The organism is Tessaracoccus sp. (assembly GCF_016714275.1).
Classification (GTDB): domain Bacteria; phylum Actinomycetota; class Actinomycetes; order Propionibacteriales; family Propionibacteriaceae; genus Arachnia.
The window spans coordinates 267,516-285,119 of record NZ_JADJNP010000004.1 but is presented as its reverse complement, the minus strand read 5'-3'; the positions used below and the strand labels follow the sequence as shown (position 1 = coordinate 285,119).

Below are 17,604 nucleotides of genomic sequence, written 5' to 3'. Positions count from 1 at the left end.
GTCCGGCGGTACGCCATGACTAGGCTCGTCGTGATCGGGAGCGTGATCGCCGACCAGCTGATGACCGTGCCCCGGCTCCCTGCGCGGGGCGGCGACGTGCTCGCCGGGCCGGTCGCGACGCAGGCCGGAGGCGCGTTCAACATCGCGGCCGCGGCGGTGCGTCTCGGCCTGCCGACGGCGCTCTGTGGCCGGATCGGCACGGGGCCGCTCGGCGACCTCCTGATCCGTGCCCTCGGCGACCTCGGCGTCGACGCCCTCCTCCCGCGTGGCCCGTCCGGCGACTCCGGCACTTGCATCGGCCTCGTGGAGCCCGACGGGGAGCGCACGTTCGTCACCAGCCCTGGCGTCGAGCAGCAGATCACCGACGAGGACCTCGCCTCCATCGACTGGCGGCCCGACGACGCCGTGTATCTCAGCGGCTACGACCTCGTCTACCCGACGACCGGCCCGGCGGCCGCTCGCTGGCTTGCCCGGTTCCGGCCGCGCACGCTGCTGGTCGACCCCGGCCCGCTCATCGCCGAGATCCCGTCGGATGTCCTCGACGCCGCGCTGGCCGCGACCACCGTCCTCAGCCTGAACGAGCGCGAGCTCGGCCTCCTGGGCGAGGAGCCCGGCGGGACGCTGACGACGCTCTGGCCACGCCTGGCCGACGGCGCGGTGGTCGTCGCGCGCGTCGGGGCCGACGGCGCGTGGCTGCATCGCCGCGACGCGGATCCGGAGCTGATCGGCTCGATCCCTGTCGACGTCGTCGACACCACCGGCGCGGGCGACGCCCATGCCGGCGCGCTGCTCGCGGGCCTCGCCGAAGGCCTCACCCTTCCCGCGGCCATCCGACGCGCCAACGCAGCGGCGGCCCTCGCCGTCACCCGTCTGGGGTCGGCGACAGGCCCCACCCGCGAGGAGTTGGCGGCCGCTCTGCCGTGAAAGTGCGGCCAGATGGGGCAAACCCGCCATCGGCGCGCCGAAAGCCCTATCTGGGTGTACTTTTCCGGCGCGCAGTCAGATGAGACAAAACAGGCGTAACTTGGCCACATGCTCATTGGTGTCCCCCGCGAGGTCAAGAACAGCGAGTTCCGCGTGGCGCTCACGCCTGTGGGCGCGCACGAGCTGGTCGCCCGCGGGCACCGGGTGGCGGTGGAAACCGGCGCCGGAGTCGGGTCCGCCATCGCGGACGACGACTACCGCGCCGTCGGTGCCGTGATCGTCGAGGATCCAGACCTGTTGTGGGCGGACGCCGACCTCGTGCTCAAGGTCAAGGAGCCGCTCCCGGAGGAGTACCACCGGCTGCGGCCCGGGCTGACCCTCTTCACCTACCTGCATCTCGCCGCCAACGAGCGGCTGACCGACGCGCTGCTGGCCTCCGGCGTGACGGCGGTCGCGTACGAGACGGTGCAACTGCCGTCGGGGATGCTGCCGCTGCTGTACCCGATGAGCGAGGTGGCGGGCTGCCTGGCCCCGCAGCTCGGAGCGCAGGCGCTGCTGAAGAACAACGGCGGGCGCGGCGTGCTGATGGGTGGCATCGCGGGCGTCGCCAACGCGAAGGTGGTCGTGCTCGGCGCCGGCACCGCGGGGCAGAACGCGACCCACATCGCGGTCGGCATGGGCGCCGACGTCACGCTGCTCGACACGAACTTCGACAAGCTCCGTGACTGCCTCCGGATCTGGGACAACCGCGTGCATCAGCTGGCTTCGTCGGAGCTTGTCATCCGGCAGGCGTTGCGCGACGCGGACCTGGTCATCGGCACCGTGCTCGCCCCGGGTGCCCGGGCGCCGAAGCTGGTGACCGACGACATGGTCGCGACCATGAAGCCCGGGTCGGTGCTCGTCGACGTGTCGATCGACCAGGGCGGCTGCTTCGAGCCGAGCCGTCCGACGACGCACGCCGACCCCACTTTCCCGGTGCACGGATCCACGTTCTACTGCGTCGCCAACATCCCCGGCGCCGTGCCTGTGACGTCGACCTGGGCGCTCACCAACGCCACACTCCCCTATGTCCGTGCGCTCGCGGACCACGGCTGGCAAGGGGCGATGCGCGCCGACGCCGCCGTCGCCCGCGGCTTGTCTGCGCATGCCGGCCTGTTGACGTCAGAGCCGGTCGCCGCCGCGTTCGGACGAGAGTGGACCCCGGTCGAGGCCGCGATCGAGGCTTAGGCGGCCAGGCCTGACACCAGGTTGATCGTGCAGGCCAGCACGACCGCGCCCAGGAAGTAGGACAGCAGCGTGTGCCACAGCACCACCTTGCGCAGCTGCCTGGTCTTCAGGTTGGTATCGGAGATCTGGTAGGTCATCCCCAGGCAGAACGATAGATAGGCGAAGTCGGTGTAGGTGGGCTGCTCGTCGCCGAAGTCGATGGGCGGCGCGGGCGCGGAGAAGTACAGATCGGCGTACCGAACGCCGTAGACGGTGTGGATGAGCACCCAGGAGGCGACGACGCCGGCGACGCCCAGCGTGGCCGCGGCGATCCCGCTGCCCTTCGCCGCAACCAGCACCAGCGCGACGCCACCGACGCTGCCGATCGCGGCCACGACGAGCAAGGCGTCCATGAGGCCCCGCCCGGGGTCTTCCTCCTGGGCGTGCGCCCGCGTCTGGTCGACGTCGAGTCCCCACACCCGACCCCACGTCCAAAGGCCGTAGACCAGCGCACCGACCGACCATCCGAGCAGCGCCCCGGCGCCCGGCCCGAGCGGCCCACCCAGGAGTCCCGCGACGATTCCCAGGATGAGGGATACGGCGAGCCGGACGTACCGGTGCGCGGTGCGGCCCATGCCGATCACACGCTCTCGGGTACGTTGCGCTCAAGCTCCGCGAGCCAGGCCGCAGCCGAGGCGTCGGACGGCATCCGCCAGTCGCCGCGGGGGGACAACGAGCCGCCCGCAAGTACCTTCGGTCCGTTCGGGATGGCGGTGCGCTTGAACTGGTTCGCGAAGAACCTGCGGAGGAAAACCCCTAGCCAGTGCTTGATGGTGGCGAGATCGTAGGCGGTACGGTCGGCGTCGGGGTAACCCGCGGGCCACTCGCCGGCGTCGATGTCGCGCCAGGCGCACCAGGCGAGGAATGCGATCTTGCTCGGCCGGTATCCACGCCGGAGCACGCCGAACAGCGTGAAGTCGTGCAGGGCGTAGGGGCCGATGGAGTCCTGCGTGGACTGCGGCTTGGCGCCGTCAGGTACCGGGATCAGCTCGGGCGAGATCTCCGTGTTCAGGATGGACAGCAGCGTCTCGTTGACGCCGTCCTCCGGGAACTGATCGGTGTTGATCGCCCAGCGGATGAGGTGCTGCATCAGCGTCTTCGGCACGCCGGCGTTGACGCCGTAGTGGCTCATCTGGTCGCCGACGCCGTAGGTGCACCAGCCGAGGGCGAGCTCGGACAGATCGCCGGTGCCGAGCACGATGCCCCCGCGCTGGTTCGCGACGCGGAACAGGAAGTCGGTGCGGAGGCCGGCCTGGACGTTCTCGTAGGTGACGTCGTAGACAGGCTCGCCGTCGCCGGCCGGGTGCCCGAGCGCCTTCAGCAGCGACTCGGCCATGGGCCGGATGTCAACGGTCTCGAAAGTCACTCCCAGGGCCTCGGCCAGCAGCGTCGCGTTGTTCTTCGTGTGCGACGACGTCGCGAACCCCGGCAGGGTGAACGCCAGGATGTGGGTGCGGGGCAGGCCGAGCCGGTCGCACGCCTTGGCGGCGACGATCAGCGCGTGGGTCGAGTCGAGGCCGCCCGAGACGCCGATGACGATCTTCGGCGCGCGCTCCGGGATCCCTCCCCCGATGGCGAGCATGCGCCGCTCCAGGCCGGAGACCTGGATGTTGTAGGCCTCGTAGCAGTCCTGGTTGAGCCGGGCGGGGTCGTCGGGCACGAACGGGAACCGGTCCAGGGGCCGACGCAGCCCAAGGTCGCCGGTCGGGGGCTTGAGCCCGAAGCGAACCCACGTGAACGCGCCAGGGGCGGCTTCCTCGGCGCGCGCATTGTCTCCAATCGTTCCCTGGCGACGGCGCTCCTGCGCGAGGCGGTCGAGATCGACGTCGACCACCAGGCGCGTTGCTCCCTGCGGGAACCGCTCGGACGCGCCGAGCAACTCGCCGGCCTCGTAGGCGATGGCTTGACCGTCCCACGACAGATCGGTCGATGACTCACCGAAGCTCGCGGCGGCGTAGATGTAGGCGACGTTGCAGCGGGCGCTGAGCGAACGCACCATCAGCTCGCGGTCCTCGGCACGCCCCACGGTGATCGGCGACGCGCTGAGGTTGAGCACCAGATTCGCCCCGGCGAGGGCCGCCCTCGTCGAGGGCGGGATCGGCACCCACATGTCCTCGCAGATCTCGACGAAGAACCGCAAGTTGGCGACGTCCTGTGCGTCGAAGATCAGGTCCGTACCGAAGGGGACATCGCCATCCTCGTCGGTACCGGGCCAGTGCGGCCGCTCCAGCTGCCCGGTGATGCCGTTCCCGGCGGCGAAGTGCCGCTTCTCGTAGAACTCGCGGTAGTTCGGCAGGTAGGACTTCGGCACGACGCCGAGCACCTTCCCGCGGTGGATCACGACGGCGCAGTTGAACAGCGCGGACGGGGTCGCCAGCGGCGCCCCGACGACCACGACGGGCCGCAACTTCTTCGTCGCCTTCGTGAGCCGGACGATCGCCTCATCTACGGCGTCGAGCAGCACGTCCTGGAGCAAGAGGTCGTCGAGCGAGTACCCGCTGAGACTCAGCTCGGGGAACAGCGCGATGGCGGCGCCGTCGTCGTGGCACAGCCGGACCTGCTCCACGATGCGGTCGACGTTCGTGGCCGGGTCGCCCAGCGCGACGGGGAACGTGCAGGCCGCGACGCGCGCGAACCCGTGGCTGTACAGCGACGTGAACTCCATGCGCCCAAGTCTCGCATGCCCTCTGCTGCGGCTTCAGGACCGAGGAGCGACTCCTACCGGCTGGTACAGCGTCGCGAAACCGTCGGCGGGAACGGGCCACGTGACGCCGACATCGTCGGTGATGACCCAGTCTCCGGGCTCGGCAGTGGAAGGTCCCTCGGTTGTGGGGATCACCTCGCGCGTCCGCACCTGTCGCGCGTGGACGGTGCTGACGCGCTCGTAGCGGTCACCCTCCAGGTGCAGGTAGGTCCGAGCGAACGCCTCGGGCGTGACAGAGCGACCCTCGCGGTCCGTGTCGTCGTCGGCCTGGACCCACCAGTCTCCTGCCTCGCCGCGGAGTTCGTCGCCGCGTGCGGTGGCCCACGATCGCGGCGCGGTGAGCCGCATGGCGCGGACCCGGCCGACCCGCCGGAACCTCCCCTGCGGCGGCCCCAGCTCGGGAGCGGGCGGCAGGTCCGGATCCGCATCGCCCGTGACCATGACGAGGCCCGCCTCCTCCAGCAGTAGCGGGATCCGGCGCACCACCTGGCGGTCGTACTCCCGCACCTCGTCGGGCAGCACATCCCAGGGGATGTTCCAGTTGTGCGAGTGCCGGCCGTTGCGAATGTGGAAGTGCGCCCAGCGACGATGCTCCTCGTAGGCAAGGAGCTCGATGTCGTCCGCCGTGAACGCGTAGGCGCGCCCGTCCGCGTCGGACGTCCGGGTGAGCCGCACTCCCAGCAGCGCGAGCTTCACCGGAATGTCCAAGACCTGGGCCACGTTCGAGCTCTGCACCAGCTCGGGGAGCCGGCGCCAGGCCATGTCCGCGTACGCCGATCCAGTCGCGTTCCTGGTACGGTCCGCCAACTCCCGGTATCCCGCATGGGTCAGCTGCGCCAGCTCGCGCAGCCTCGTCAGAGAGATGGGGTCGACGGTCCGCCGCTCCCTGACAAGGGCTCGGCCCGCACGATTGAGCAGCGCGGGCAGCCGGCCGGCGAGCTCGAGGAGCCGGGTGCGGCGCTCCCAGGGCGTCACGTCTCCCGGGCTGCGCGGGACCCGGGCATCGAGCGCCCGCGCCACGTCGGACAGCTCCGTCGGGGTGAGCACGGTGACCCGGGTCGACGGGAGCGGTGCCGACACCACGTCGAACCCGGCCCTCTCGACCACCGCCCTGATCTCGCCCGACACCGCCTCGACGCCCCTGCGCACGTCGTCGCTCTGCTCCGCGAGGACGGCCGCCTGGTCCGGCTCGCGCGAGATGTGTCCGAACAGGCTCGGCACGTCGTCGGGCCACCGCCCGAGTTCGGCCACCAGCTCCTCGGCGAGGTCGGTGGCGAGGGTCCGATTCAGCTGGCTCGGGGTGCGCAGCAGCTCCTCCTGGGGATGGCAGATGACGCCCGGCGCACGCAGATGCCTGGCGAGGCCGTCGTTCTGGGGAACGGCGACGACGATGACCCGGTCGCCCAGGGCTCGCCGGATCGCGTTGGCGACGGTGAGGGTGACCGTGTCGTCGTCGTAGGCGACGAACACCGAGGCCGGGCCGGTCTGGTAGTCGGCCCGCTTGCTGTAGGCGAGCCAGGTCACCTCCCACTCGCTCAACACGTCATCGACCAGCTGGGGCGCGAGATGCGTCCCCGACGGAAGCGGGTGCCAGCGGAGCGTTCCCATGCCTTGCGGCCCGTCGGGCGCCGCTGTCGGCGCCGTCCCCGAGACGGTCAGCCCCCGCTCCACGAGGAAGGCGCGTTCCTCGTCAGGGCCGCCGCAGTGCACGGTGATGGACTCGCCGGGCTGCTGCCACCCCTCGAAGATGCGCGCGACCAACTCCGCGGCCAGCCGGCCATTGCCCAGCACGAGCGGGGAGCGAGACACGCGCCCCTCCTCGAAGGGCGGGCAGGCCCGCAGAACCGACCGCGCGACCTGCTCGGAGCGACAGATCACGTGATCGTTGGCAGAGTGCCTCCAGTCGACGGCCACGTCCCGGGAGTCGACCACCGTGATGACGGTCGGGTTCTGGCCCAGTGCCCGGTTGAGCTCCCGGACCCGGCCCGTGAGCGAGGACGCCGCCTGGTCATCGGGCGCCGTAACGACGACGGCCCAGCATCCGTCGACGATCCTCCGCAGCTGGGCCTCGCCGGCCGCGGTCACCCACCGCACGCGGGCGGCCCGCAGTTCAGCCTGGTCCTCGGCTGTTGTATCCCCCACGACGACCACGGGGTGGTCCTCGCGGTAACGGATCGCGAGTTCCGCGGCTTCCGCACCGCCGCCGAGCAGGATGACGTGGCCGGTGCTTCGCTTCGCGCGCCACATCGCCCACTGTCCGGAGAGTGCGCGCAGGACGATGGCCACGATGCCGCTGGCGGTCGCCAAGGGGGCCGCGAACCGCGCGACCGCGAGCAGCCCGTTGATCTCGCCGACGGCCTCGCCGTCGATCACGAACAGCCCCATCGTGCGGTAGAGCGCATCCCAGAAACCGAGGCCGTGCCGCAGCCACCCGGCCAGCCCGAGCCCGGCGGCGACCAGGAAGAGGGCGACAGTGAACGCCGCCCAGGCATGTCTGCGGAGCCGTCGTCGCATCTGACCAAGGAACTGCTTCATCGGGGTCCTCCCTGCCGGTCGAGCCCATTGTGTCGGGTAAAAGGCCTAGCCGTCGACCACGAAGACGTCGACATCGGCCGTCGCACCGGCAATACTGGGGGCCAACACGACCACGACGACGCGGGGGCCGCCAGTGAGTTCCGAGCAGTTTCAGGCATTCATCTCCTACGCGCGGTCGACGTCCACGCCGTTGGCGACCGCGCTGCAGTCGGCGGTGGAGCGCTTCGCGAAGCCCTGGTACCGGCTGCGGGCCACTCGGATCTTCCGCGACGACACGAGCATGTCGGCCAACACCGCACTGTGGTCGACGATCGAGACCGGGCTGCGGCAGTCGCAGTGGCTCGTCCTGCTCACCAGCCCCGAGGCCGCCGTATCCGAGTACGTCACAGATGAGTTGCGATGGTGGCTCGAGCACAAGTCCGCGGACACGATCCTGCTCGTCCAGGGCTCCGGCGACCTCTGGTGGGACCGGGCCGCGAACAGGTTCGACGCCGAACGCTCACCCGGCCTGCCCGCCGTGCTGGTCGACGCCTACCGGGAGGAGCCGCGCTGGATCGACCTGCGCTGGTTCGGTGAGGAAGGCAGCCTCGGCACGGCCGACCCGCGGTTCGAGGAGCGCGTCGCCGACATCGCCGCCACCGTGCGGGGAGAGGACCGCGACAGCCTCGTCGGGGAGAACGTGCGCCAGCACAAGCGCGCGCGGCGGCTCGCCCGCGGCGCGATCGTCGCGCTGACCGTGCTGCTGGTCGCCGCCCTCGTCGCCGGCGTCGTCGCCGTCATTCAGGCGACGGAGGCGGCCCGGCAACGCGACCGCGCCGAGGAGGAGGCGCGGATCGCCACCGCCCGTCAGCTCGCGGCGACGGCGCAGTCGCTCGTGCACACCGACATCGTGAAGGCGCGGCTGCTGGCCGACCAGGCGTTCCGGATGGAGGACGACGCGCTGACCCGCGCGGCGCTCCTCCAGTCGATCACCTCGAACCCGTACCTGCTCGATGCCGTCGAGTTCGAGGGCAGCGCGACGGCGCTCGCCGGATCCGCGGACGGAAAACACGTCGTCGTCGGAACCTCCGCGGGCGCGGTGCTCCGATGGGACCGCGCCACGGATACGGTGACGACGCTCCGCGAGGAGGGCGGCGTCGTCACCGGAATCGCCCTGAGCGCCGACGGGCGGACGGTCGCCGCTTCCTTCGGCGAGGACCCCTGGCGGACGACCCAGTCCGTCGCCGTCTGGCGCGACGGTGCGACGGCGGAGGTACCGGCTGAGGCGACGGGCCCGGTGGCCGTCTCGCCGTCGGGCGAGGCCGTGATCTACTCGCTGCAGGCCGTCTCCTCGGAGGGCGCGCGGTCACTCGGTCAGCTGGGTGTCCTGCGCGACGTCGGCGGCGCGGCCCGAGCGGAGGGCCTCGGCACGATCGATCAGTACGTGCGCGGACTGACGTTCGCCGACGACGAGCGCCTCGTCGTCCTCGCCGGCGCCGAGGACCTCCTCACGGCGCAGCATCGCGCACTCGGCGACTTCGCGCTGATCTCCCAGGCCGACGGCGGATGGATCCCGCTGCGGTACCAGGTCGAGTCCCTCTCGGCCTCGGGCAGCGCCGTCGCCGTGCCGATGCAGGGCGGAGACGTCGCGGTCTACTCCACGCTCAACCCCGACATGACCCAGGCGGCCCGCCGCGGCGCCGCGCCCGACATCATCGCCACCGCATCGGCCGTCTCCTCGACGGGCGCCCGTGTCGCCGTCGCCGGATCCGGGGCGATCTACGTCTCGACGCCCGCTCCTGCCGACGCCGAGAAGCCGGACTTCCTCACCCTCACCGGCAGCACGATCGTGACCCAGCTCCAGTTCCTGGAGAGCGGCCAGCTCGTGTCGGCGGGCGGGGGTCGCGTGCTCCTGTGGGACCTCGACCGGCACCCGCTGTTGTCGCGCATGGAGGCGACGACGTCGTCGCTCTCCAACGCCAGCGGCGCGCCGAAGGTGCACGTCAACCGGTCGGGGACGCAGGCGATCGTGACCGCGGATGAGCTCACGGAAGCGGTCTGGCACGTCCTCGGGATCGGGTTGCCGCAGCGCGTGCCCGGGCTCTTCCTCGACTGGCACGACGACGGCTCCGCGTTCTTCGTCGACCCGGCGGGCGACGTCGTCCTCTTCTCTCCTGACGGGAGCGAGCTTGCCCGGCACAGCCTGGGCGAGGCGGGCGCCGCGGTGCTGCAGGGCGACGCGCAGCTGCGCTCCGGCGAAGTGACCGGCCGGTATCTGGCCTCTGACGACGCTCTTCTCGTCGGGACGAAGACCGGGCTCGTACGGCTCGATCGCGCCTCGGGCACCGCCACGCGCTCCGATGTGCCTGCGTCGTCGCTGTCGGCCAGCGGCGCCTATGCGGTGGGCAACGACACCTTCAACGGGAAGCCGCTTGTGGTGTCGTCGGTCGCGGACGCACGGACGGTCGCCGAGCTGCGGGTTCCGTTGGACACGACCTCGCGCTACCAGGGCGAGCTGCTTGTGGCGCGCGAGGGATCTGTCACGACGGTGCGCACCGCCGACGGCGCCGACGTCGTCGCCACGCTAGCCGACAACCCTGCCGCGCCGCTGGTCATCGACCAGGACACCGACCTCGTCGCGTCGTTCCTGTCGATCGGACGGATGCAGCTCAGCAGCCTCAGCTCGGGCATCGTCCTCGGCGAGCTCCCGCTGGACCTCTACCGCACCACCCCTCGGCTGGGCTACGGGTTCTCCGGCGACGGCGAACGGCTGGTCATCAGCTACGAGAACTTCTCCTCCAGCCGCGGCGGCGGTCTCGCAGTGCTGGATCTCAGCCCGGCACGCTGGACCGAGGTCGTGTGCACCACAGTCGGCCGGTCCCTGACCGCGGACGAGTGGGAGCAGACGACAGGGCGTGCGATCCCCGCCGACCTGAGCTGCGGCGGAACGGGAACCCTACCCCCCGCATCCGGATCCACTCCCCCGGCGCCGCCGAACACCGACGACGCCACTCCCCTGGAGGCCCCGGGCTCAACCGACCCGACGACGGAGCCCACCACAGACGAGCCCACGACGTCGGCCCCCGCGGCGGGCGGGCTCCCGGCGAGCTGCACCGCCCTGTTCGACGCACCGGCGTTCGACACGATGGGAACGCGCGGATACGAGCTCTTCCAGGGGCCGGGACCGTTGGGCGCTCCGATCGCGGTGCTTGCCACCGACGTGCGCGTCGCCGCGCTGCTCGCGCCGCTGGAAAGGATCGACTGCGCCTGGGGACGGTTCGAGGGCTCACCGGAGGGACTGAAGACGACCGTTGCCCTCCTGCCCGACGACCTGCTCGCAGAGGCTCAGTCGGTGATCGAGGACAGCGGCGTGCCGTGCGAGGATGTGGACGGCCGGATCCGGTGCGAGTCGATCGAGGCCAGCGAGGAGTACCTGCTGGCGCGCCACCACGTGCTGAGCGACGGCCTGTGGATCGCGAACATGGTCTTCAACGACGGTGACACCGGCCATCCCGACAAGGTCGCCGACGCAGTGCTGGCCGGCCGGTGACGCTCACCCAGCTTCTGGCACTCGGACAAGGAGGGCGCCTGGGTCGAGGCGGAAGCTGACCGCATCGACGGAGCCGACCGGGTCGCCGTCGAGCTGCATCACTTCGGGACGCTTCAGCGCCACGTCCATCGAGCGGCCCTGCAGGTACGCGTACACGGGGTCGTCGTAGCGCGGCGAACGGCGCAGCAGCCGACGGCGGATGGTGTTCGACACGAACACCCGCCAGCCGACGAGCAGCCAACCGAGCGGGCCCGCAGGCTTGGCCAGCACCACGTCGAACAGCCCGTCGTCGACGGCAGCGTCGGGCATCAGGTACACGTTGTAGCCGATCGATCCGCAGTTGCCGACCACCATCATGTGCGCCCGCGACCGGCGCTCCCGACCGCCGTCGAGCCGGTAGGTGAGGCTCATCCTGCGGTTCTTGCTCACCTCGACGGCGCCGGTCTTCACATAGGCGAGGAACCCGACGCGCTTCTTCAGCCCCTCGTCGGTGTTCGACATGATCTGCGCGTCGAGGCCCATGCCCGCCATGACCAGGAACGTGTGCTCGACGACATCGCCATCGGGACGCAGCCAGCGCGCAAGGCCGACGTCGATCGGATGCGACCTGCCCGTCACAGCGACGTCGACGGCCGCGGCCAGGTTGTCCAGAGGGAGCTCGAGGTTGCGGGCGAGCAGATTCGCGGTGCCCTGCGGGAGGATCGCCAGCGGCACGTGGGTGCGGCGCAGCCCCTCCGCGACCGCGCGCACCGTGCCATCTCCGCCGACGGCGAGCACGACGTTCGCGCCGCGCCGCACCGCCTCCCGCGCCTGGCCGACGCCCGGGTCGTCGATGGTGGTCTCGATCCAGATCGTCTCGCCCCAGCCGGCGTTCGCGGTCGCGGGGTCGATGACGGCCGCCAGCTCACTCTGGGTCAGCTTGGTCGGGTTGTAGACGACGGCAGCGGGCACGGCTCAGTCCTCCTCTACCAACTCGCGCGACTGATGCCACACTACGACCGTCCACGGCGGGACGACGACGCTGCCCGCGACGACCTTCCCCTCTCCCTCCGGCCAGTGGTTGCATGCGGGCTCGGCCCAGGTACCGGTATCGATCAGGCGCCGCCACACCCAGCCTGACGGAGCCTCCGGTACGAAGAACTCGACGACGAAGTCGGCCATGTTCACCATCACGAAGAAGTCGTCGCCTGGCGAGTTGATGTGGACCGCGACACCGCGGTGCCCCTCCCCCAGCTCGCCGCCCGCCGAGGCGTGAAACAGGTAGGAGACGTCCTCGTTGTCGGGGATCAGATCGCCGTAGTGACTCTGCTGGAGCGCGGGATGGCGGCGCCGCAGGTTGGCGACGAAGGCCGCGAAACGGAACTGTCCGTTGACGTGCTCGTCGGTGTCGTAGGTGCCGAGGTTGTTGTTGTACTCGGCGGGCACGCCCGCCTCGACGGGAACCGCCTGCGGGGCGTTCGTGGCGACGGCGGAGTAGTTGTTGCGCATCGCGACCGAGTCCAAGGCCCAGGGGTTGTTGTTGCCGTTCTGCGTGCGGCCGAGCTCGTCGCCCGCAACCACCATCGGCACGCCGCGCGAGAAGAAGAGGATCGTCCACAGGTTCCTCAGCCGCTGCCTGCGGAGCGCCTGGGAGCCGCCGGAGTCCCAGGACAGGTTGTCGTCGGTGCCGCCGTCAGACGGCCCGAATGGGAACGGCTGGTTGTTGACCTTCGTCTGGTAGCTGACGAGGTCCGCCATCGTGAAGCCATCGTGCGCGTCGACGAAGTTGATGGTCTTCTGCGCCCCACCCGAGGAGTGGAAGTGGTGGTAGTCGCCGTTGACCATGTCGACGAAGGCGAACGTGTTGCCGTCGCCCTTTGTGAACCGGCGTACGGCGTCGCGGTAGCGGCCGTTCCACTCGCCCCAGCCGCGGGGGAAGTTGCCGACCTCGTAGCCCCACAGGTCCCAGGCCTCGGCGATGACCTCGACGTGCGTGGCCTCGGCGAAGGCGGCGATGTCGACGAGCAGCGGATGGTCTCCGAAGAAGCGCTTCTGCCTGTCCCAGTCGTCGGCGTGCGCGGCGGCGGGCATGCGGCCGAGCACCGTCGCGAGATCGAAGCGAAACCCGTCTACGAACATGTCGTCCGCCCAGTAGGCGAGCGAGTCGAGCACCAGCTGGCGCGCGACCGGGGAGGAGTAGTTCAGCTGGTTACCGGTACCGGTGGCGCCGTCGACAAGGAGCTTCGCCTCGGTCATCTGGTAGTAGTCGGCGGTCGCGAAGCCGCCCAGCGAGACGAAGCCGGTGGTGGCGACGTCGCCGTTCCAGTTCCCGCCCTCCGCGGAGTGGTTGTAGACGACGTCGAGGTACACCTCGAGGCCCTCCTCGTGGAAGGCAGAGACCATCTCCTTGAACTCGCGCGTGGGACCGCCCCAACTCTTGTCGTGGGCGTAGCGACGGTTGGGAGCGAAGAACGCCAGCGTCATGTACCCCCACGCGTTGGTCTTCGCGACGTCGCGGCTTGCCTCGGAGGCGTTGGTCTCGTGGATCGGCAGCAACTCGACAGTGGTGAACCCGAGCGCCCGTAGGTACGGCGCCATGAGCCCCGCGCCCTTATAGGTGCCCAGGTACTCCGCGGGGATGTCGCCGACCGCGCCGAACTCGGGCTCGCGCAGCAGCAGCTCGCTCAGCCGGGCCGCCGAAGGATGCCCCGTCAGCTGCTCCACCGACGCCTCGTAGATGCTGGAGCGCTCCGGCGGCACGTGCGGCTTGGGGGCAACGGACGTGTAGTCGGCGATGACGACGCCCTTCGGCACCCACGGCCCGGTGTCGATGAGGCGGCGGGGCACGCCGTCGATCAGGTCGCCGCCGGTGCCGAACACGCCGTCGTCGACGCCGAACGGCTCGAGCTTGTCCGTGTAGACGTTGTGGGTGACCTCGCGGGCGTACGGGTCGAAGAGCGCCTTGTTGGGATTGAACCGGTTGCCTGACTCGTCGAGGTCGGCGACGTAGCCGAGGTCGGAGCCTGGCGCCCAGCCATCGACCCACTCCCAGTTCGGCCCCCACACGCGGTAGGCGTAAAGCGCGTTCAGTTGCAACCCCTGCAGGTTGCCGCGCCACGCGCCGTCGTCTCCCTTGGCGAGCAAGAAGGTGTGCGAGGCGTCGACGCCGAGGGCCTCGGGGTAGATCTCGAGCTGCACGCGCGTCGCCGCCGGGGCGTGTACCGCGAAGGTGATGCCCTCCGCGGAGGGGTGCGCGCCGAGCGGCCAGTCGGCTCCGGCCCAGGCTGCCTCGTCGAGGGCAATCACGCTGCTCATGCAGCGGATTGTGTCACGCCACGGAACCAGAAGTGTCCCGCTTGCGGACACTGCCGCGCGGGTCGCGCCGGTTCGCCCGCTGCGATGGCAGGATCGCCTTGTCACATCGGCGACACCGGGAGGTAGACGTGACCACGGAGAACACCGTCAGCTCGACCCTGATCGAGCACGCGGGAATTGAGATCATCCCCGAGTCGGAGCGTCACGCGAAGCCGCGTGACCTGTTCTGGCCATGGTTCGCGGCCAACGTTTCGGTCTTCGGCATGAGCTACGGCGCCTGGATCCTCGGCTTCGGCATCTCGTTTTGGCAGGCGGCGCTGGTCTCGGTGATCGGCATCGTCGTGTCGTTCTTCCTCTGCGGCGTGATCGCCATCGCGGGCAAGCGCGGCTCGGCGCCCACCATGGTGCTGTCGCGGGCCGCGTTCGGCGTCAACGGGCAGAAGGTGCCGGGCATCGTCAGCTGGCTCACCTCGATCGGCTGGGAGACATACCTTGCTATCCTCGCCGTGCTAGCCACGTCCAGCATCATCACCCGGTTGGGTGGCGACGGTGGGACCGCGGTAAAGCTGGGGGCGACGGTGGTCGTCGCAGCGCTGATCGTCGGCGCCTCCGTGCTGGGCTACCACACCATCATGAAGCTGCAGTCGCTGCTGACCTGGCTGACGGGCTTCATCACCATCCTCTACGTCGTGCTGACGTTCCCGCACATCGACTGGGCCGCCGTCGGCTCCATCCCGAACGGTGGAACCGGGCAGGTCATCGGTGCGCTGGTGATGGTGATGACCGGCTTCGGCCTCGGCTGGATCAACATCGCCGCCGACTGGACCCGCTACCAGAAGCGCACAGCCTCCGACGGGTCCATCATCTTCTGGAACACGTTCGGTGCCTCCGTCGCGCCCATCCCGCTGGTGATCGTCGGCCTCCTGCTTGCAGGGTCGGACCCTGCCCTCAGCGAGGCCATCAACGCCGACCCGCTCGGCGCGCTCGCGTCGATCCTGCCCGTCTGGGTGCTCGTCCCGTTCCTGCTGACGGCGGTCCTCGCGCTGGTCTCGGGCGCGGTGCTGGGCATCTACTCGTCGGGCCTGACGCTGATCAGCTTGGGCATAAAGATCCCCCGCCCCGCGGCGGCGGGCCTCGACGGCGCGATCCTGACCCTTGGCACCATCTACGTCGTGTTCTTCGCCGCCAACTTCGTGGAGCCGTTCCAGAGCTTCCTGATCACGCTCGGCGTCCCGCTGGCGTCGTGGGCCGGCATCCTGATCGCGGACATCCTGCGCCGCCGCACCGACTACGACGAGAAGGCCCTCTTCGACCCGAACGGCCGCTACGGCGCCTGGGACTGGACGTCGATCGGCACGATGGCCGTGGCGTCGGTGATCGGCTGGGGCTTCGTCGTGAACGCGTTCGCTGAGTCCGCGACCTGGAACAACTGGCAGGGCTACCTGCTGTTCCTGATCGGCGGCAAGGAAGGCGACTGGGCCTACGCGAACCTCGGCGTCTTCTTCGCCCTCGTGCTGTCGTTCCTCGTCACCTACTTCGCCCGCGCCGCGAAGATCCGCGCCCAGGAGTCCCGGCACGCCGGGTGATCCCTGCCGAGCCCGTCACCAGCACTCACCATCCCGGCTGCTGCGCCTGACCTTCGTGCACAAACCTGCGTGGGCTGCTTCAGCTGTACCTATTGCACAGCTGAAGCAGCCCACGCAGACTGATGTCTGGCAGCGTTAGTCGAGGCCGGCGAACAGGTCCGTGGCGATCTCGCCCTCTGGGAACGGCTCGCCGGTCGCGAGGAGGTACGCCTCTCCCGAACCGGGGAGTTCCTGGACGATCGCGTAGAACTGCCAGAACGGGTTCTCGGGGTCGACCTGGCTGCGGTGCGAGCCGAGCGCGCGTCGACAGATCTCCAGCCACGGGCCGCACTCGACGACGGCGACGATCTGGCTCGGAGCCGGCCCGAAGTCCTCTTCCGAGCGCTCCTCCTCGGGCCAGAGTTCGAGCCCGCGCTCCTTGGCGATGCCGTACGCCTCGACCCAGCGTTCCGTGTTGTGAGTGTTCCACAGCACGCGCTGCACCTGCCAGGGCACGCCGAGGTCTGGCCTGTGCGACGCCGCCGCGGCCAGCACCGTCGCGTACATGGCGACGCGATGTGCCTGGACGTGGTCGGGGTGGCCGTAGTTGCCGAACGGGTCGTAGGTGACAAGCACCTGCGGCCGGCGCGAGCGGATCACCTCGACGAGGTGGTTGGCGGCCTCGAGCAGGTCCGCGCGCCAGAAGGCGTTGTCCGGCATGTCGTCGGGCGCGATGACCTTGCCCTGCTCGTCCCTCGCCATGCCGGAGTCGTGGTAGCGTCCGGCGCCGCCGAGGTAGATGTGGTCGGTGACGCCGACCTCGGCCAGCGCGACCGCGATCTCGCCCTGGCGATGTCCACCCAACTCGCCGGCCGTGAAGTGGGCCCACTCGGGGACGAGGATCTCGCCCAGCTCGCCGAGCGTGCACGTCACGAGCGTCACTTGGGCTCCCTCCGCGACGTAACGAGCCATGGTCGCGGCAGACTGGCTGGACTCGTCGTCGGGGTGGGCATGGACAAGCAGAAGGCGGCGGTCAGGGATCACGGCGTTCAGCATAGATCCCCCGTCAACTGCCGGGTTGGGGATGACTTTGAGCATGATCCGCAATTCAATGATCGAATCACGTCATCGTCTCCAGACAACGCGGCGGTGGCACGCATGAGCAGCGGATCACGCTCACGTTCACCGGGCACCTAGAAGCGTTGCGAAGTCGACGAAGTCACCCTCGGTCTCGCGGCGCGGGGTCGTGACGAGGACGGCGGCGAGCTCGTCGGCGGCGGCCTTGACCCTGCGGTCGAGGCCGGCGGCACCGGGGCCGCCGAAGTCCGCCGTCGCCGCGAACACCGCGGTGCGCACCGGGACCGCGCCCAGGTAGCTGAGCAGCGGGCGCATCGCGAACTCGAGCATCAGCGAGTGCCGCTCCGTGCCGCCGGTCGCCGCCATAAGCACCGGCTTCCCCTTGACGGTTTCCGGCTCCAGGATGTCGAAGAAGCTCTTCACCAGGCCGCTGATCGACGCGGAGAACGTGGGGCTGACGACCACGAGCGCATCCGCGGCGGCGACATCGTCGAGGACGCGGGCCAACTCGCCGGTCGGGAACCCGGTAAGCATGGCGTCGACGATCGGGTGCGCCAGCTCGCGCAGCTCGACGAAACGGGCGTCCAGCTCCTCCCCCTCAAGGGCGAGCGCCTCGCGCAGCCGGGCGAGGATGTCGTCGCCAAGGACGCGGGTGGAGGACGGCGACCCGAGGCCGCCGGAGATCACGACGATGCGCAGCATGTTCATGT

General features: G+C 70.1%; 11 protein-coding genes. 4 read left to right on the top strand and 7 right to left on the bottom strand.

What is annotated here, in order from left to right; genetic code table 11:
- Positions 1 to 15 precede the first annotated feature (15 nt).
- A complete protein-coding gene (locus IPJ61_RS15465) occupies positions 16 to 924 on the top strand; it encodes a PfkB family carbohydrate kinase (protein WP_297109510.1) in 909 nt (302 codons plus the stop codon).
- 108 nt (positions 925 to 1,032) lie between these two features.
- Positions 1,033 to 2,151, top strand: a complete 1,119-nt coding sequence (gene ald / locus IPJ61_RS15460; protein WP_297109507.1) for an alanine dehydrogenase — start codon at positions 1,033 to 1,035, stop codon at positions 2,149 to 2,151.
- Here ald and IPJ61_RS15455 read toward each other — a convergent pair.
- From IPJ61_RS15455 to IPJ61_RS15445, 3 genes are read right to left on the bottom strand one after another with little or no spacing between them, the layout of a single operon-like run.
- Complete coding sequence (locus IPJ61_RS15455; protein ID WP_297109504.1) at positions 2,148 to 2,765, bottom strand: DUF1345 domain-containing protein; 618 nt, start codon at positions 2,763 to 2,765, stop codon at positions 2,148 to 2,150. The genes ald and IPJ61_RS15455 overlap by 4 nt on opposite strands.
- Positions 2,766 to 2,770: 5 nt before the next feature.
- Positions 2,771 to 4,855 carry an NAD(+) synthase gene (locus IPJ61_RS15450; protein ID WP_297109501.1) on the bottom strand — a complete coding sequence of 695 codons (2,085 nt, stop codon included), beginning with the start codon at positions 4,853 to 4,855 and terminating at the stop codon, positions 2,771 to 2,773.
- A 33-nt stretch (positions 4,856 to 4,888) separates the two neighbouring features.
- Positions 4,889 to 7,429 (bottom strand): potassium channel family protein, encoded by a 2,541-nt coding sequence (locus tag IPJ61_RS15445; protein ID WP_297109498.1) that lies wholly within the window; start codon positions 7,427 to 7,429, stop codon positions 4,889 to 4,891.
- A 133-nt stretch (positions 7,430 to 7,562) separates the two neighbouring features.
- Here IPJ61_RS15445 and IPJ61_RS15440 point away from each other — a divergent pair, with 133 nt between their 5' ends.
- Entirely contained in the window at positions 7,563 to 10,958 is a 3,396-nt protein-coding gene (locus tag IPJ61_RS15440; protein ID WP_297109496.1) for a hypothetical protein, read from the top strand.
- Positions 10,959 to 10,961: 3 nt separating this feature from the next.
- Here the strand turns inward: IPJ61_RS15440 and IPJ61_RS15435 are convergent, their stop codons facing one another.
- Together IPJ61_RS15435 and IPJ61_RS15430 are read right to left on the bottom strand one after the other, a co-directional pair.
- On the bottom strand, positions 10,962 to 11,909 hold the full coding sequence (locus IPJ61_RS15435; protein ID WP_297109493.1) for a diacylglycerol/lipid kinase family protein: 948 nt from the start codon (positions 11,907 to 11,909) through the stop codon (positions 10,962 to 10,964).
- Between the two features lie 3 nt (positions 11,910 to 11,912).
- Entirely contained in the window at positions 11,913 to 14,252 is a 2,340-nt protein-coding gene (locus tag IPJ61_RS15430; protein ID WP_297109490.1) for an alpha-amylase family glycosyl hydrolase, read from the bottom strand.
- A 128-nt stretch (positions 14,253 to 14,380) separates the two neighbouring features.
- Between IPJ61_RS15430 and IPJ61_RS15425 the strand changes: the two genes are divergently transcribed.
- Positions 14,381 to 15,838, top strand: coding sequence for a purine-cytosine permease family protein (locus IPJ61_RS15425; RefSeq protein ID WP_297109488.1), 1,458 nt, complete (start codon positions 14,381 to 14,383; stop codon positions 15,836 to 15,838).
- A gap of 135 nt (positions 15,839 to 15,973) precedes the next feature.
- Here IPJ61_RS15425 and mshB read toward each other — a convergent pair whose 3' ends face one another.
- Together mshB and IPJ61_RS15415 are read right to left on the bottom strand one after the other, a co-directional pair.
- Complete coding sequence (gene mshB / locus IPJ61_RS15420) at positions 15,974 to 16,861, bottom strand: N-acetyl-1-D-myo-inositol-2-amino-2-deoxy-alpha-D-glucopyranoside deacetylase (protein ID WP_297109485.1); 888 nt, start codon at positions 16,859 to 16,861, stop codon at positions 15,974 to 15,976.
- Between the two features lie 138 nt (positions 16,862 to 16,999).
- The gene (locus tag IPJ61_RS15415; RefSeq protein ID WP_297109482.1) at positions 17,000 to 17,602 is read right to left on the bottom strand and encodes a CE1759 family FMN reductase; all 603 of its coding nucleotides are present in this window, start codon (positions 17,600 to 17,602) and stop codon (positions 17,000 to 17,002) included.
- Positions 17,603 to 17,604: the final 2 nt, after the last annotated feature.

Coding starts and splice junctions, on each gene's coding strand:
- IPJ61_RS15465 (WP_297109510.1), top strand. CDS start 16: ATGACTAGGCTCGTCGTGATCGGGAGCGTGATCGCCGACCAGCTGATG.
- ald (WP_297109507.1), top strand. CDS start 1,033: ATGCTCATTGGTGTCCCCCGCGAGGTCAAGAACAGCGAGTTCCGCGTG.
- IPJ61_RS15455 (WP_297109504.1), bottom strand. CDS start 2,765: ATGGGCCGCACCGCGCACCGGTACGTCCGGCTCGCCGTATCCCTCATC.
- IPJ61_RS15450 (WP_297109501.1), bottom strand. CDS start 4,855: ATGGAGTTCACGTCGCTGTACAGCCACGGGTTCGCGCGCGTCGCGGCC.
- IPJ61_RS15445 (WP_297109498.1), bottom strand. CDS start 7,429: ATGAAGCAGTTCCTTGGTCAGATGCGACGACGGCTCCGCAGACATGCC.
- IPJ61_RS15430 (WP_297109490.1), bottom strand. CDS start 14,252: ATGAGCAGCGTGATTGCCCTCGACGAGGCAGCCTGGGCCGGAGCCGAC.
- IPJ61_RS15415 (WP_297109482.1), bottom strand. CDS start 17,602: ATGAACATGCTGCGCATCGTCGTGATCTCCGGCGGCCTCGGGTCGCCG.